The organism is Streptomyces sp. NPDC040410, from assembly GCF_055595715.1.
Map to the genome: position 1 here is coordinate 417,831 of NZ_JBVIVK010000004.1, position 14,674 is coordinate 432,504.

The window sequence follows — 14,674 nt, forward strand, 5'->3', positions numbered from 1 at the left end:
GAAGGGGAGGGGAGAGGACTGGCACCCCTCCCCCTCCCCCCCCCCTCCTCCCTCCCCCCCCCCCCCCCCCCCCCCCCCCACCCCCCCCCCCCCTCTCGGCGTCCCTCTCGTGCCCGAGGTGATGACTACAGGGCCACGCCCAGCAGCGCGTCAACCGCCCGGGACACCACGCCGGGGGCGCCTTCGTCCGTACCGCCCCGCTCGTCCTGGAGCGCCGCCCAGCGGTCCACGGCGGCCAGCGCGGCCGGCGCGTCCAGGTCGGCGGCGAGGGCCTCGCGGATCTCATCGACGAGAGCCTCGGCAGGCGGGCCGTCGGGCCGGGACACGGCGGCGCGCCAGCGTCCGAGGCGGGCGACGGCGTCCTGAAGGACCTGGTCGGTCCACTCCCAGTCGGCCCGGTAGTGGTGGGAGAGCAGCGCGAGCCGGATGGCGGCGGGGTCGACGCCGTCCCGGCGCAGCTTCGACACGAAGACGAGATTGCCCTTGGACTTGGACATCTTCTCGCCGTGGAGGGCCACCATGCCGGCGTGCACGTACGCCTTGGCCATGGGGAACTCGCCGGTGAGCACCTGGGCGTGGGAGGCGCCCATCTCGTGGTGCGGGAAGGCGAGGTCGGAGCCGCCGCCCTGGACGTCGAAGCCCATGCCGAAGTGGTCGAGGGCGATGGCGACGCACTCGATGTGCCAGCCGGGCCGGCCGGGTCCGAGCGATCCTCCGTCCCAGCTGGGCTCGCCCTCGCGGGCGGCCATCCACAGCATCGGGTCGAGCGGGTTCTTCTTGCCCGGGCGGTCCGGGTCGCCCCCGCGCTCGGCGGACAGCAGGCGCATCGCGGTGGCGTCCAGGTTGGACACCTTGCCGAAGTCCGGGTCGGACTCGACGGAGAAGTAGATGTCCCCTTCGAGCTCGTAGGCGGCGCCCGCCTCCCGCAGCCGCTCCACCAGTGGCACGATGCCGGGTATGGCCTCGACCGCACCGATGTAGTGCCGCGGGGGCAGCATCCGCAGGGCCGTCATGTCCTCGCGGAAGAGGGCGGTCTCCTTCTCGGCGAGCGCCACCCAGTCGACGCCGTCGCGCTCCGCCCGCTCGAGCAGCGGGTCGTCGACGTCGGTCACGTTCTGGACGTAGTGAACCTGCCGCTTGGTGTCGAGCCACACGCGCTGCACGAGGTCGAACGCGTTGTAGGTCGCCGCGTGACCCAGATGGGTCGCGTCGTACGGGGTGATGCCGCAGACGTAGATACGGGCGACGGGACCGGGGTCGAGGGTGACCAGACCACCGGTCGCGGTGTCGTGGATCCTCAGGTCGCGACCCTGACCAGGCAGGGCGGGGACCTCGGAAGCGGGCCAGGCATGCATGTCATGAGCCTAACCGGACGGATGTTCCGCATACGAACCGCACCTGGCGGGCGCCTACACCGGCGGCCAGGGAATCGCCGGCCACTCACCGCTGGGTTCCGGGTGTCTGCCGGAGGTGAGCAGGGCGTCCACACGCGCGCGTGTGGCGTCGAGTTCGGTTCCCGTGATCAGTCCGGCCAGCCGCCCGGCGAGGGCATCCGACGCACCGAGGGTCTCCTTGAGGCCTTTGAGCACCTCGACCGCCTCCCCCGTCAGGGGCTCCCCCGCCCAGCCCCACAGCAGAGTGCGGAGCTTGTTCTCGGCGTTGAAGGTGACCCCGTGGTCGATGCCGTACAAGCGGCCCCCGGCGGCGGGCAGCAGGTGGCCGCCCTTGCGGTCCGCGTTGTTGATCACGGCGTCGAGCACGGCGAGCCGGCGCAGCCGTTCGTCGTCGGCGTGCACCAGGAGCGCCGTCTCGCCGTCACCGACCTCGGCGAAGCCGACCGCCTTCCAGCCGGGTCCGGGCTCCTCCCGGTCCACCAGGGCGAGCAGGTCCGCCGCGGGCGTCACCTCGATCCACAGCTGGCACATACCCTCGCCGTACGGCCCCTCCCGCAGCACGGTGGGCGGGACGAGCCCCCAGCCGGTCGCCTCGGAGACCGCGTAGGCGGCGACCTCGCGCTGGGCGAGTGTCCCGTCGGGGAAGTCCCACAGGGGCCGCTCCCCGGCGACCGGCTTGTAGATGCAGGCCGCCTCCTGGCCGTCGCGGCTCACCGTGCAGTACAGCGCCGCGTTGGACGCCTCGCGGATACGGCCGCGCACGGTCAGCTCGCCCTCGGCGAGCAGTTCGGCGGGGGGCAGCGGACCGGACGTCACGCTCCGCGGCGGTATCCGTTCTGGCGCGGACATACGTGTCCTTCCGGATCGAGCGGGAGGCTGCACAGCGGGCACGGCGGCCGCCCGGCGTTGACGACGTCGAGGGCGCGTTTGGCGAAGGCCCTCGCCTGCGCGCCGGTGAGCCGGACCCGCAGCATCGGGGGGCCGTTCTCCTCGTCCTGGAGGAGCCGCTCCTCCGCCTCGGCCAGGTCCTCCTCGGAGTCAGCGTCGAGCTCCACGAGGGCCTGCGCCTCGACGATCATGCGCTGCTCCTCGCCGTCCCAGGCGAGGGCCATGGTGCCGACCCGGAACTCCTCCTCCACGGGGGTCTCCAGGGGAGCCGTGTCGGCGACCTCGGTGGGCGCCACGGCGGGGACGGCGGCGTTGCCGCCGCTGCGGCGTACGACCTCGTCGAGGAGTTCGTCCATGCGCTCGGCGAGGGCGGCGACCTGGGTCTTCTCCAGGGCCACGCTGGTCGACCGGGAGCCGGCGGTGGCCTGGAGGAAGAACGTACGGCGTCCGGGCAGTCCGACCGTACCGGCCACGAAACGGTCCGGGGGGTCGTAGAGGAACACCTGACGGGACACGTCCTGTCTCCATTGGAATCGTGGATCGGCATGGGACCGGCGGGCCGCACCCGCTGCGTCTGTGCAGGCAAGTACGGCGCTACTGCGACCGCTTCACCCTACTGCGCCCGACGATCACGGTGCGCCCGCACCGCCCCCCACCGGGGCGTCGTCGGCCGGAGGTTCCTCGCGCGGCGCGAGGGACGCGAAGTCCCCTGTGTCGCCGAGGCGGACGAGAAACGGCCTCAGGCGTGTGTAACGGATGGCGGTGATGGAACACGGTTCAACGGAAATCCGCTGGAAGAGGTCGAGATGAAGTCCGAGTGCCTCGGCGACGAGCGACTTGATGATGTCGCCGTGCGAACACATGAGGTAGACGGCGTCGGCTCCGTGCTCGCGCTCCACGCGCGCGTTCCAGTCGCGCACCGCTTCGGCCGCCCGCGTCTGCATCGCCCGCATCGACTCGCCGCCGGGGAACGCGGCCGCCGACGGGTGTGCCTGCACGACCTCCATCAGGGGCTCGTCCTTGAGCTCGGCGAGCTTGCGGCCGGACCAGTCGCCGTAGTGGCACTCCCCGATCCGCTCGTCGGTGTGCGCGCGCAGTCCGGGCCGGGCCTCCAGGAGCGGCCGGACGGTCTCCTGGCAGCGCTGCAGGGGGCTGGTGACGATCTCGGAGACCGGCAGCTCGGCGAGCCGCCCGGGCAGCGCTGCGGCCTGCGCGGCGCCGCGCTCGTCGAGGGCGACGCCGGGTGTCCACCCGGCGAGCAGTCCCTCGGTGTTGGCGGTGGATCGTCCGTGCCGGACGAGGATCAGCGTGGGCATGCGGCCCAGGGTAGGCCTCCACGGGGGTGCGTCCGCGGCTGGAGAGCGGGAGAATACGCTCCGTGATCGTCGACTGCGCCATCTACCGCGAGGGCCGCCGGGTGGAGGGGCCCGAGGACCTCTCCGACGCCCTGGCGATGTGCCGCCTCGAAGGTGACGCGTTCGTCTGGATCGGTCTGTACGAGCCCACGGAGAAGGAGTTCGACCGGGTCACGGAGGAGTTCGGGCTGCACCCGCTGGCCGTCGAGGACGCCCTCAACGCGCATCAGCGCCCGAAGCTCGAGGTGTACGACGACTCGCTGTTCATGGTCCTCAAGCCAGTGGCCTACGACCCCGAGAGCGACATCGTCTCCTCCGGCGAGGTCATGGTCTTCGTCGGCGACTCGTTCGTGGTGACCGTCCGGCACGGCGAGGAAGCGCCCCTCGGCGCCGTACGGCGCCGTCTGGAGCATGAGCCGGAGATACTCCGGCACGGTCCCACGGCGGTGCTGTACTCGATCGCCGACGCGGTGGTCGACCACTACCTGGACGTGGCCGGCGAGCTGGGAACCGACCTGGAGGAGCTGGAGGCGGAGGTGTTCTCGCCGACCGGCGGCGCCTCACGGCACATGGCGTCCCGCATCTACGCCTTCAAGCGGCAGCTCCTGGAGTTCCGCAGGGCCACGGGCCCGCTGACGCAGCCACTGTCCCGACTCGCGGGCACGGGCATGTTCGGCGCGGGCGTGCCCTTCGTCCACGACGAGGCGCAGCCCTTCTTCCGTGACGTGAACGACCACCTCACGCGCGTGAACGAGTCGGTGGAGGGCCTGGACCGGCTGGTCTCCGACATCCTCTCGGCGCACCTCGCGCAGATGAGCGTCCGGCAGAACGACGACATGCGGAAGATCTCCGCGTGGGCGGCCATGGCCGCGATCCCCACGATGCTGGCGGGGATCTACGGCATGAACTTCGACCACATGCCGGAGCTGCACTGGGTGTGGTCGTATCCGGCGCTCATCGCGCTGATGGCCGTCCTGGAGGTCGTGCTGTACCGGACGTTCAAGCGCAGGGGCTGGCTGTAGGCACGCCTCTCAGGCGAACTCGGGGGCCGTGGTGGCGGGTCCGCCGAGCGCGTCGCGGCGCTCCGGCATCTTCAGGGTCGCCATCCGGCGCCAGCCCGCGAACCGCTCGTAGGCGTACACGGCGTGGATGCCTGCCGCGAGCACCGCCGACTTCGCCCTCGGCCAGCCGAGGATGCGTCCCATGTGGGCCATGACGGCGAGGCTGACGTCGCGGTAGATGCGGATCTCCGCCAGCGCGCTCTCGCGCAGCGTGCGCTGGATGGCGCGGCCGTGACCGGCGTACGCGAAGCGCAGCAGCTCCTCGTGGCAGTAGGCGAGGTGGTTGTCCTCGTCGTTCGAGATCATCTTCACCGCGCGGCCGATGTCGGGGTGGTCGGCGAAGTGCTTGCGCAGCAACTCCATCTGCTCGGAGGCGCGCTGCTCGGTGACCCGGCTGTGGGCGAGGTAGGTGACGATGTCCTGCACGCTCAGCGGCTCGTCACGCTTGAGCTTCTCGTGGGCGAGGCCGATGCCGTGCCGCTCCAGGAGCATCGTGTAGTCGGTCTCCGGCGGGACGGGTACGGGTTCGAGGCCGCGCTTCCTCAGCAGGGCGTTGAAGATCCGCCCGTGTTTGTCCTCGTCGGCGCCGTGCCGGGTGATCTTGGAGGCGAGTGCGCGTTCGCTCTCCGGGACCAGCGCGGCGATCCGGGCGTTCTCCCAGCCTCCCTGCGACTCCCCGCTGGCGGCGATGGAGCAGAACAGCCGGAAGGACTCGTCTTCGCCGAGGATCTCCTGGAACAGACTCTTGGCCGAAAGCATCGTGGACACCTCTCCGCAGCATTCCGCGGGATTCCCGCAAAGAACGAGTCAAATGCGGCGCCAGGGGTGCTGCAACAGCTGTGTCGGACAACTCCGCCGAAAGGAGGACCGCTGGGGTCACGACGGGGGCGTAACCGAGCGGGCTCCGGCGCGTTGTTCTGCGTGACGGCCGTGGCGGGGAAGACCCCCGAGCCCCCACCACGGCCGCAGAAAACTCACGCCAGCCCGGCGCGCTCCATGGCTTCGGTGCCGGCCCGCAGAGAGGCGATCCGCTCGTCGAGCGTGAAGCCCGCGGGGGCGAGGGTCAGGGTGGTCACCCCGGCCTCTGCGTAGGCGTTCATCCGCTCCGCGATCCGGTCGACGGAACCGAGCAGCGCGGTCTTGTCGATCAGGTCGTGGGGTACGGCGGCCGCGGCGCCCTGCTTGTCACCGGCCAGGTACTTGTCCTGGATCTCGGCGGCCTCCTTCTCGTACCCCATGCGCTGGGCGAGCTGGTTGTAGAAGTTCTGCTTGCGGCTGCCCATCCCGCCGACGTACAGCGCGGTGTAGGGGCGGAAGGCGTCGGCGAGCGCGGCCACGTCCTTGTCGTCGCCGACGGCCAGGGGCAGCGTCGGGCACACGTCGAAGCCGTCGAGGGTCTTGCCCGCCTTTTCTCGTCCTGCGCGCAGGTACTTGATCGCGGTGTCCTCCAAGTGGCCGGCGGAGGGGAAGATGAGCAGGGCCCCGTCCGCGATCTCGCCGGTCTGCTCCAGGTTCTTCGGTCCGATGGCGGCGATGTACAGCGGGATGTGCTCGCGCTCCGGGTGCACGGTCAGCTTGATCGGCTTGCCCGGGCCGCCGGGCAGCGGCAGCGTCCAGTGCTCTCCGTCGTACGACAGCCGCTCCCGTGTCATGGCCTTGCGGACGATCTCGACGTACTCGCGGGTGCGGGCGAGCGGCTTGTCGAACTTGACGCCGTACCAGCCCTCGGAGACCTGCGGACCGGAGACTCCGAGGCCTAGCCGGAAGCGGCCGCCGGAGAGCGAGTCGAGGGTCGCGGCGGTCATCGCGGTCATCGCGGGCTGGCGGGCCGGGATCTGGAAGATGGCCGAGCCGACGTCGATGCGCTCGGTCTGGGCGGCGACCCAGGTGAGCACGGTGGCCGCGTCGGAGCCGTAGGCCTCGGCGGCCCAGCAGACGGCGTACCCGAGCCGGTCGGCCTCCTGCGCCACGGCGAGATTGTCCGCGTCCATTCCGGCACCCCAGTAGCCGAGGTTGATCCCGAGCTGCATGCCGACACCCCTTACCGATCAGTAACGTCGCTGTTCCGGAGACAGTAGCGCGACAGCCTTGGCCGTGGGCGGCCACGCCCCGCACAGTGGCGGACGGCACGGCGCGACCGAACCCGGCGTCAACACCGGTCACGGCCCGGAAAACTGGTTATCCACAGGCCCCCACACGGCAGGTTCTGGCCAGTAATCTCGGCGTTCATGGAGCAGAGGCATCTCGGCCGCACCGGCCTGCGCGTGTCCCGCATCGGACTCGGCACCCTCACCTGGGGCCGGGACACGGACGAGCACGACGCCGCGGACCTCTTGAAGACGTTCTGGGAGGCCGGCGGCTCCCTCGTCGACACCGCGGACGTGTACGGCGACGGGGAGGCCGAATACCTGCTCGGACGCCTCATAGAGGGCCTCGTACCCCGCCGGGACCTGGTCATCTCGACGAAGGCCGGCAGCGTGCCGGACCCGGACCGCCGCTTCGACGGCTCCCGCGGGCACCTGCTCTCCGCGCTGGACGCCTCGCTCACCCGCCTCGGCACGGACTACGTCGACGTCTGGCACGTCCACGCCTTCGACCCGCACACCCCTTTGGAGGAGACCCTCCAGGCGCTCGACCTCGCGGTCAGCAGCGGCCGCGCCCGATACGCCGGTGTCTCCAACTTCTGCGGCTGGCAGCTCGCCAAGGCGGCGACCTGGCAGCTCGCGGCCCCGGGCACGCGGACGCGCCTCGCGAGCACGCAGCTGGAGTACTCGCTGCTCCAGCGCGGCGTGGAGCGGGAGGTGCTGCCGGCCGCCCTGGACCTCGGGATCGGCCTGCTGCCCTCCTCGCCGCTCGGCCGCGGGGTCCTCACAGGCAAGTACCGCAACTCGACGCCGCCCGACTCGCGGGGCGGTTCGGAACACATGGCGCCCTTCGTCGAGCCGTACCTCGACGACACGGCGGACCGCATCGTGGGCGCCGTTACGACGGCGGCCGACGGGCTCGCGGTGACGCCCCTCCAGGTGGCCCTCGCCTGGGTCCGCGACCGGCCCGGCGTGGCCGCGCCGATCGTCGGCGCGCGCAACGCTCAGCAGCTCACGGCGGCATTGTCAGTGGAGGCCCTTAGTCTTCCTGACGAGATCTGCCGGGCGCTCGATGATGTGTCGGCGCCCCTGCACCGCTATCCCGATCACGACTGGAGCACGCTGTGAGCACCGAGCCGGAGCCCGCTGAGGGCGCCGAGGACGCCGAGCCGACGACGCCGGACGCCGCGGCGGAGGGCGGCGCGCCGGAGCCCACGGCCGCCGCCAGCCGGGCCGCGCGGGACGAGGTGGCGGCAGGGGACAAGGCGACGGGAGCCGCGGGGAGCGGGGAGGGCGACGCCGCGGCGCAGTTGTCCGAGGCCGAGGCCGAACTGGCCGCCCAGCGGGCGGAGCGGGAGCGGATCGAGCGGCGGAAGGCCGAGAAGCAGGGGCCCGTGGAGAGCGGGGGCAAGCTCAGCGGCAAGGCCGCCGACCTGCTCGCAGCCGTACGGGCCGTGGAGAGCGGCGCACAGCCCGTCGCCACCGCCTTCCGCGAGCCCGCACCGGCACCGCGTCGTCCCGGTCCCGAGCCGCGGCCGCAGCCCGTGTCGGCGGAGGCCGCCGCCGCACCCGCGGCCCCCGCGCCGGAGACAATGGGGGCCGTACGTCGCGTACTGGCCGACGGCGGCGCGCCGGACACGCTCGCGGCGCAGGTCGCCGCGGTTTTGGGAGAGGCAGCGGACGAGCGGCTGCGGGCGGACCCCTGGCAGTTGCTGCGGGTCACCGGCGTACGGCCGGAGCAGGCCGACGGCTTCGCGCGGGCCCTGCTCGGCACCGAGTGCGGCCCGGGCGACGAGCGGCGGGGCCGGGCGGTCACGCTCTGGCTCCTGGAGCAGGCGGCCCTGGCCGGGCACACCGCCCTGGAGCTGCCCGCGCTCATCGCCGCGCTGGGCCGGCAGACCGTACCGGACCCGGACGCGGCCCTGCAGGACACGATCGCGGAGGGCGAGGCCCTGGTCTTCCAGGACGCCCTGGACCAGCCCGGGGTTCCGGCCCGGCGGGACGACGAGGCGGACGGCGCCGATGGGGACGACGAGCGCCCGGTCCGCGTCCTCGTCGGCCTGGAGCGGTACGCCCTCGCGGAGGAGAGCCTCGCCGACGGCCTGGCCCGGCTGATCAACTCGGTGCCGAAGGAAGACGGTTCGGCCGCGGACTGGGAGGGCGCCGCGGCCTCCGCCAAGGGGTCTGCCGGTGAGCTGATCCGCGCGGTCGCGGGCCACGGCCTGGTCCTCCACACCGGTGGTGACGCCTCTCTGGCCGAACCGGCCGCGCTGCTGCGCGCGGCACACCGGCTCGGGCTGCGCGCCTGGGCGGCCGCCCACACCCCGCTCGGCCGCTCCCGCTTCGCGGCTCTCGCCACACGGACCGACGCGGAGAACGGCCCCCTGCCCGAGGGAGCCGGCACTCCGGAAGATCCCGCGTCGACCCTCCCCGGTGTCGCCACCGTTGCCGGGCTCCTGTCCGGCGTCGAAGGGCCGGGCCGGGACGCGGACGGTGCGCTGGACCTCGACCTCCTCGTCGTGCTCGACGCGCCCCAGCTGGACGTCGGGACGGCGGCGCTGGTCTCGGAGTCGCTGCCGGACGGCGCCCGGCTGGTGCTGAGCGGCGACCCGGCGGTGCTGTGGTCCGCGGGCCCGGGCCGGGTCTTCGCGGACCTGCTGGCCGCGCGGGTCTGCCCGCAGATCGCCTCGCGGCGGCCGGACCCCGGCCCGCTGGGCGAGCTGGTCTCCGGCATCGGCATCGGCGAGCTGAACCAGGTCGAGGCCCCGGGCAAGGAGGTCGTGATCGTGCCGGTGCGGGACGCGGGCGAGGCCGTGCACCGGACCGTGCAGCTGGTCGCCGACTCGGTGCCGCGCGCGATCGGCGTCCCGGCCGAGGAGACCCAGGTGATCACCCCGGGCCATGGCGGCGCGGCCGGCACCCGCGCGCTGAACGCGGCGCTCAAGGAGCGGCTCAACCCGGGCCCCGGCCGTTTCGGCGGCTTCGACCCCGGCGACCGCATCGCCTACTCGCCCGCACCGGGCCGTACGGTGCCGGGCCGCGTGGTGAAGGCCGACGCCGACGGGCTGCACCTGTCGTGCGCGGGCGAGAGCGTCGTCGTAGCGAAGGATCGGGTGGAGCAGTCCGTGCGGCACGGCTGGGCACTGACCGCGCACCAGGCGGTGGGGTGCCGGTGGCCCGCGGCAGTCGTGGTGCTGCCCGGCGACGCCGTGCCGTCCCTCAGCCGTCCATGGGTCTACACGGCGTTCGGGCGGGCGGACCGCCATCTGTCCGTGGTCCACGGCGTGGAGCAGGCTCTGCCACGGGCCGTGGCCGAGGTCCCGGCGAAGCCGCGCACGACCCGGCTGCCGGTCCTCCTCGGCACGCAGGTTCCTGCGGCGGGCTGAAGGCGGCGGGCCGAACCCGCGACGGCGGCGGCACGGGGTCGTCCCCCTCGCCGCCGCCGTCGTACCTGTCCGCGTGCCGGCTCAGCGATCCGCGTCCAGCCGTTCCAGGTCGTCCTCAAGGTCCTCGTCCGTGTCCTCGGCGTCCTCGGCGTCCTCCGTGTCCTCGGCATCCCCCGTGTCCTCGGCGTCCTCGGCGTCCTCGGCCACGAGATCCTCGTCGTCGAGCTCGTCGTCGAACACCGCGCTGACGTCGAAGCGGCAGACCACCCGCTGCGGGTCGATCTGCTCGAACGGCGCGTCCAGCCATTCGCCTGGTTCGGGCGGTTCGTCCGCGGCCGTCACCCAGAGCGTGGAGTCGCCCTCCTCCAGCCCGAACTCCTTGTGCCGGGAAGCGATCTCGTCCGGCTCGAACTCGCCGAAGAGGATGCCCAGCGCCCCGTGCACCGTGGCTGCGGACTGCGTGCCCGGGTCCTCGTCCTCCACCGCCTCGACCCGCTCGGCCTGCGCCATCAGCCGCTGCGGCTCCGCCACGGCGTAGTCGCGGCGAATCAGCACGCTCAGCGCGTTCGGTTCGTCGGGGCCCGAGTACGGCGGCAGCGATTCGTCCCCACCAGGGATCTCGAAGGGCGTGACCTCGTCGTAGCGGTCGTAGAGCAGCTCGTCGTAGGTCTCGGCGGCTGCGGCCAGCTCGTTGAACGCCTCGTAGACGGCCGTGTCGTCCTCCCCGGACCTGCGTTCGACCGCGGCCAGGTGGCGGTCGAGCGCGGTCTTGACCGCCTCGGCGGCGGCGCGTACCTCGGCAGCGGTGGGCTGCGCAGCATCAGACATAGTGCAGACGCTATCCGTACCGGGCCCCAGCCCGCACAATAGATGCGATGCCGGAATACGAATTTGTCGACGTGTACGTACCGCGCGGTGTCTCCCGCAAGGACGCCACACGTCTGCTGACGGACCATGCCGAGTACGGACACTGGGAGTTGGACCGCCTGAGCCTGCTGCGCGACGGCAGCCGCAGGGTGCGGTTGCGCCGGCGGATCATCCGCCAGGTGCGCGCCACGTGGTGAGCTGAGGCGACGGAAACGGAGCGGACCCCGCCGACGCGGGGCCCGCTCCGCTGCGCGCACCGCCGGGAAGGCGCGCGGTGGTGCGAGCCGGCACGTACGGCGCTACGCCGATGCGCGCGCCTTGCGGTACAGCACCGTGCCCGCCAGGAGCGCCCCGGCGCCGACCGGCAGGACGAGACCCATCGGCAGGTCGCTGCCGGTGTGCGCGAGCTGAGCGGCGGCGCCCCGGGGGCCCGGCTGGTTGACGTTCGCGGAGCCGCCCGGAGTCTGACCGCCTGCGGCGGGCGGCGTGCTCGGGGAGCCGGGCTGACCGGGCTGACCGGGCTGTTCCGGACTACCGGGATTTCCCGGATTGCCAGGGTTTCCGGGGTTACCGGGGTTACCGGGGTTACCGGGGTTACCGGGGTTACCGGGGTTACCGGGGTTACCGGGGTTACCGGGGTTACCGGGGTTACCGGGGTTGCCCGGCTGCCCGGGACTGCCTGGTTGTCCCGGCGGAGTGTTCCCGCCGCCGGAACCGCCCTCGTTCGTGCAGTGGTTGCCCGTGGTGGCGTTGCCGCCCCCGATGACGTCAACGCTGTTGCCGCAGACGTTCACCGGCGCGTGGACCGGCACCTGGACGTGATTGCCCGAGCCGACACCGGGCGACTGGGCGGTGCCCCCTCCCGCCTGCGCTCCGCCGTTTCCGCCGGAGTCGCCCTTGTTGGCGCACTTGTTGCCCACCGCCGGGTTCAGGAGCCCGACGACGTTCACCGTGTTGCCGCAGACGTTCACCGGCACGTGCACGGGCACCTGCACCGTGTTGCCGGACAGCACGCCGGGCGAGTTCGAACTGGAGCCGCTCGCAACCGAGTCGGCGTGGGCGGCACCGCCCGCCGCGGCGAGCACACCGGTCGCGGCCGCCACGGTCATCAGGCCCTTGCGGGTGACCTGTCGCATTGCTGAATCCCTGCCTTCGACTTGTCCCGAAATCGCGAAATCGCGAAATCCCGGAATCACAGAATCCCGGAATCACAGAATTCGGAAATCACGAAATCCCGGAATCGCGGAACCGAAATCCCAACGTCCCTGCGTCCCGATGCCTCGCGGCATCTCGACGTTCCCAAAAGGCCGGTCGGCCCCGGAGCGAATGGCGTGCGCTCCGGGGCCGACGGGCTCAGGCCCTCACGGGGCGGGGCACAACGTCACTGGTTGACGCAGGTGTTGCCGAAGGCGGGGTTGAGCAGCCCGATCACGGAGACCGTGTTGCCGCAGACGTTCACCGGGACGTGCACGGGCACCTGGACGACATTGCCGGACAGGACACCCGGGGAGTGCACGGCGGCACCCTGGGCACCCGAGTCGGCAACGGCCAGGCCCGCGCCCGCGAGAACCAGCCCACCAGTGGCAGCCGCAGCAGCGACGACCTTCTTGATCATTATTCCTCCTCGTTGGCAATGCGATCCCAAGTTCAGCGGATCACATCACCAGTAACGAGGATGGAGTATTGGAGCTACGAGCGTATGGTCGCATTCACTCTTCTCAGTCGACTCCGCACATGCGGCCGAATACGGGAATCAGGACGCGTCGATGAACCGGTCGAGCACGCGCACGCCGAACTGCAGCGCATCCACCGGCACCCGCTCGTCGACCCCGTGGAACATGCCCGCGAAGTCCAGCTCCGGCGGCAGCTTCAGCGGCGCGAAGCCGAAGCCCCTGATGCCCAGGTCGTCGAAGGACTTGGCGTCCGTGCCGCCGGAGAGCATGTACGGGATCGCCTTCGCGGCCGGGTCCTCGGCGAGCAGCGCGGACTGCATGGCCGCCACGAGCGTCCCGTCGAAGGTGGTCTCGACGGCCTTGTCGGCATGCACGTCCTCGCGCCGCACGTCCGGCCCGAGAATCCGGTCGAGGTCGGCGAGGAACTCCTCCTCGAACCCGGGCAGGAAACGCCCGTCGACGTGCGCGGTGGCCTCGCCCGGGATGACGTTCACCTTGTAACCGGCGTTCAGCTGCGTGGGGTTGGCGGTATTGCTCAGGGTCGCGCCGATGAGCTTGGCGATGCCGCCGAGCTTGGCGAGCGTCCCCTCCATGTTCTCCGGATCGAGCTCGGTGCCGAGCGCGTCGCCGAGTTCGTCGAGGAAGGCCCGGGTCGTCTTGGTGACCCGCACCGGGAACTTGTGCCGCCCCAGCCGCGCGACGGCCTCCGACAGCTCGGTGATCGCGTTGTCCCGGTGGATCATCGACCCGTGCCCGGCGGTGCCGGCCACGGTGAGCTTCATCCAGTGCATGCCCTTCTCGGCCGTCTGGATGAGATAGAGCCGCCGCTGCTCGTTCACGGTGAACGAGAACCCGCCGACCTCGCTGATCGCCTCGGTGACCCCGTCGAACAGCTCGCGGTGCTTGTCGACGAGGTGGCGTGCCCCGTACGTACCGCCGGCTTCCTCGTCCGCCAGGAAGGCGAGGACGATGTCGCGCGGCGGCCTGCGCCCGCTGCGCAGCCGGTCCCGGACGACCGCGAGGGTCATCGCGTCCATGTCCTTCATGTCGACGGCGCCACGCCCCCACACGCACCCGTCCGCGATCTCGCCGGAGAAGGGGTGGTGGGTCCAGTCGGCGGCGTTGGCCGGTACGACGTCGGTGTGGCCGTGGATGAGCAGCGCGGGCCGGGACGGGTCCTCGCCCTCGATGCGGGCCACGGTGGAGGCGCGACCCGGGTGCGACTCGAAGATCTGGGGGTCGAGGCCCACCTCGGCGAGCTTCTCGGCGACGTACTCGGCCGCCGCGCGCTCGCCCGGACCGGAGTGGTCACCGTAGTTGCTGGTGTCGATCCGGATCAGCTCGCGGCAGAGGTCGACGACCTCGTCCTGACCGGTGACGTCCTTGGCTGTGTCCGTCTCGCTCACGCTGCTTCCTCCCACTGTCACTGCTGGTGGTCCCCCTCATCCTCCCCCTCCCCCGTCCGCATCCCAAGCCCGGTCCCGGCCCGTCACAGGCCGTTCACGCGGGGGCGGGCAGGGGGTGCGGGGACGCGACGGGGGGTGATCGGCCACCCGGGAAAGCCTGGTAATGTTTCCCCTGTCGCCGCGGGGAGACCCCGCACGACAGACACCTTGTCCGGGTGGCGGAATGGCAGACGCGCTAGCTTGAGGTGCTAGTGCCCTTTATCGGGCGTGGGGGTTCAAGTCCCCCCTCGGACACACGAGATGAGCGAGGGTCGCGGCCACCGGGTCGCGGCCCTCGCTCGTTGTGTGGGGCATGTCTCGTCAGTGCGAAGATCACCAGGTCAGCGCCGATTCCACAGCACCCCGCGCTCTCCCGAACGGCCCCTCCGAGTGGCGAACCGACCGCCCCGAACCTAGCTTCGTACTAAAATTTCCGGCTTGTTACGGAGCTGGAGCCGGACAACCCCAGGCAGACCTGCGGGCCCGCCAGCGCCCCGGAGGCTTCCGGGATCGAGACGCGA

14 protein-coding genes and 1 tRNA gene are annotated in these 14,674 nt (G+C 71.8%); 5 read left to right on the forward strand and 10 right to left on the reverse strand.

The genetic code is table 11. The features are described from left to right. Window positions 1-125 precede the first annotated feature (125 nt). From mshC to ACZ562_RS11920, 4 genes are all read right to left on the reverse strand, one after another. Window positions 126-1,355 (reverse strand): cysteine--1-D-myo-inosityl 2-amino-2-deoxy-alpha-D-glucopyranoside ligase, encoded by a 1,230-nt coding sequence (gene mshC, locus ACZ562_RS11905; RefSeq protein WP_471176696.1) that lies wholly within the window; start codon window positions 1,353-1,355, stop codon window positions 126-128. 54 nt (window positions 1,356-1,409) lie between these two features. After that, window positions 1,410-2,243 carry an SCO1664 family protein gene (locus tag ACZ562_RS11910; RefSeq protein WP_471176699.1) on the reverse strand — a complete coding sequence of 278 codons (834 nt, stop codon included), beginning with the start codon at window positions 2,241-2,243 and terminating at the stop codon, window positions 1,410-1,412. Next, window positions 2,207-2,797, reverse strand: a complete 591-nt coding sequence (locus ACZ562_RS11915) for a DUF3090 domain-containing protein (protein ID WP_471176702.1) — start codon at window positions 2,795-2,797, stop codon at window positions 2,207-2,209. Before ACZ562_RS11915 ends, ACZ562_RS11910 begins: the two co-directional genes overlap by 37 nt. Window positions 2,798-2,911: 114 nt before the next feature. After that, on the reverse strand, window positions 2,912-3,598 hold the full coding sequence (locus tag ACZ562_RS11920; RefSeq protein ID WP_471176705.1) for a histidine phosphatase family protein: 687 nt from the start codon (window positions 3,596-3,598) through the stop codon (window positions 2,912-2,914). A 62-nt stretch (window positions 3,599-3,660) separates the two neighbouring features. Here ACZ562_RS11920 and corA point away from each other — a divergent pair, with 62 nt between their 5' ends. Further along, window positions 3,661-4,659, forward strand: coding sequence for a magnesium/cobalt transporter CorA (gene corA / locus ACZ562_RS11925; RefSeq protein ID WP_471176708.1), 999 nt, complete (start codon window positions 3,661-3,663; stop codon window positions 4,657-4,659). A 9-nt stretch (window positions 4,660-4,668) separates the two neighbouring features. Here the strand turns inward: corA and ACZ562_RS11930 are convergent, their stop codons facing one another. Together ACZ562_RS11930 and ACZ562_RS11935 are read right to left on the reverse strand one after the other, a co-directional pair. Next, window positions 4,669-5,457 carry a ferritin-like domain-containing protein gene (locus tag ACZ562_RS11930; protein ID WP_471176711.1) on the reverse strand — a complete coding sequence of 263 codons (789 nt, stop codon included), beginning with the start codon at window positions 5,455-5,457 and terminating at the stop codon, window positions 4,669-4,671. 215 nt (window positions 5,458-5,672) lie between these two features. Then, a complete protein-coding gene (locus ACZ562_RS11935; protein WP_471176714.1) occupies window positions 5,673-6,728 on the reverse strand; it encodes an LLM class F420-dependent oxidoreductase in 1,056 nt (351 codons plus the stop codon). A gap of 198 nt (window positions 6,729-6,926) precedes the next feature. On the opposite strand from ACZ562_RS11935, the gene ACZ562_RS11940 reads away from it, so the two are divergent. Together ACZ562_RS11940 and ACZ562_RS11945 are read left to right on the forward strand one after the other, a co-directional pair. Further along, window positions 6,927-7,910, forward strand: coding sequence for an aldo/keto reductase (locus ACZ562_RS11940; protein ID WP_471176717.1), 984 nt, complete (start codon window positions 6,927-6,929; stop codon window positions 7,908-7,910). Beyond that, window positions 7,907-10,168 (forward strand): helix-hairpin-helix domain-containing protein, encoded by a 2,262-nt coding sequence (locus tag ACZ562_RS11945; protein ID WP_471176720.1) that lies wholly within the window; start codon window positions 7,907-7,909, stop codon window positions 10,166-10,168. The genes ACZ562_RS11940 and ACZ562_RS11945 overlap by 4 nt, the downstream gene beginning before the upstream one ends. 81 nt (window positions 10,169-10,249) lie before the next feature. On the opposite strand, the gene ACZ562_RS11950 is transcribed toward ACZ562_RS11945, so the two are convergent. Next, window positions 10,250-10,996 (reverse strand): hypothetical protein, encoded by a 747-nt coding sequence (locus ACZ562_RS11950; RefSeq protein WP_471176723.1) that lies wholly within the window; start codon window positions 10,994-10,996, stop codon window positions 10,250-10,252. Window positions 10,997-11,043: 47 nt separating this feature from the next. Here ACZ562_RS11950 and ACZ562_RS11955 point away from each other — a divergent pair, with 47 nt between their 5' ends. Then, entirely contained in the window at window positions 11,044-11,232 is a 189-nt protein-coding gene (locus ACZ562_RS11955) for a DUF5703 family protein (RefSeq protein WP_005485166.1), read from the forward strand. Window positions 11,233-11,334: 102 nt separating this feature from the next. Here the strand turns inward: ACZ562_RS11955 and ACZ562_RS11960 are convergent, their stop codons facing one another. The 3 genes from ACZ562_RS11960 to ACZ562_RS11970 all read right to left on the reverse strand — a co-directional run bounded on the left by ACZ562_RS11960 (window position 11,335) and on the right by ACZ562_RS11970 (window position 14,114). Then, window positions 11,335-12,171, reverse strand: a complete 837-nt coding sequence (locus ACZ562_RS11960) for a chaplin (protein WP_471176726.1) — start codon at window positions 12,169-12,171, stop codon at window positions 11,335-11,337. Between the two features lie 245 nt (window positions 12,172-12,416). After that, the gene (chpH, locus tag ACZ562_RS11965; protein WP_471176729.1) at window positions 12,417-12,650 is read right to left on the reverse strand and encodes a chaplin ChpH; all 234 of its coding nucleotides are present in this window, start codon (window positions 12,648-12,650) and stop codon (window positions 12,417-12,419) included. 138 nt (window positions 12,651-12,788) lie between these two features. Continuing rightward, entirely contained in the window at window positions 12,789-14,114 is a 1,326-nt protein-coding gene (locus ACZ562_RS11970) for a M20/M25/M40 family metallo-hydrolase (RefSeq protein WP_471176732.1), read from the reverse strand. A 209-nt stretch (window positions 14,115-14,323) separates the two neighbouring features. On the opposite strand from ACZ562_RS11970, the gene ACZ562_RS11975 reads away from it, so the two are divergent. Next, window positions 14,324-14,408, forward strand: a tRNA-Leu gene (locus tag ACZ562_RS11975). The last annotated feature ends 266 nt before the right edge of the window (window positions 14,409-14,674 follow it).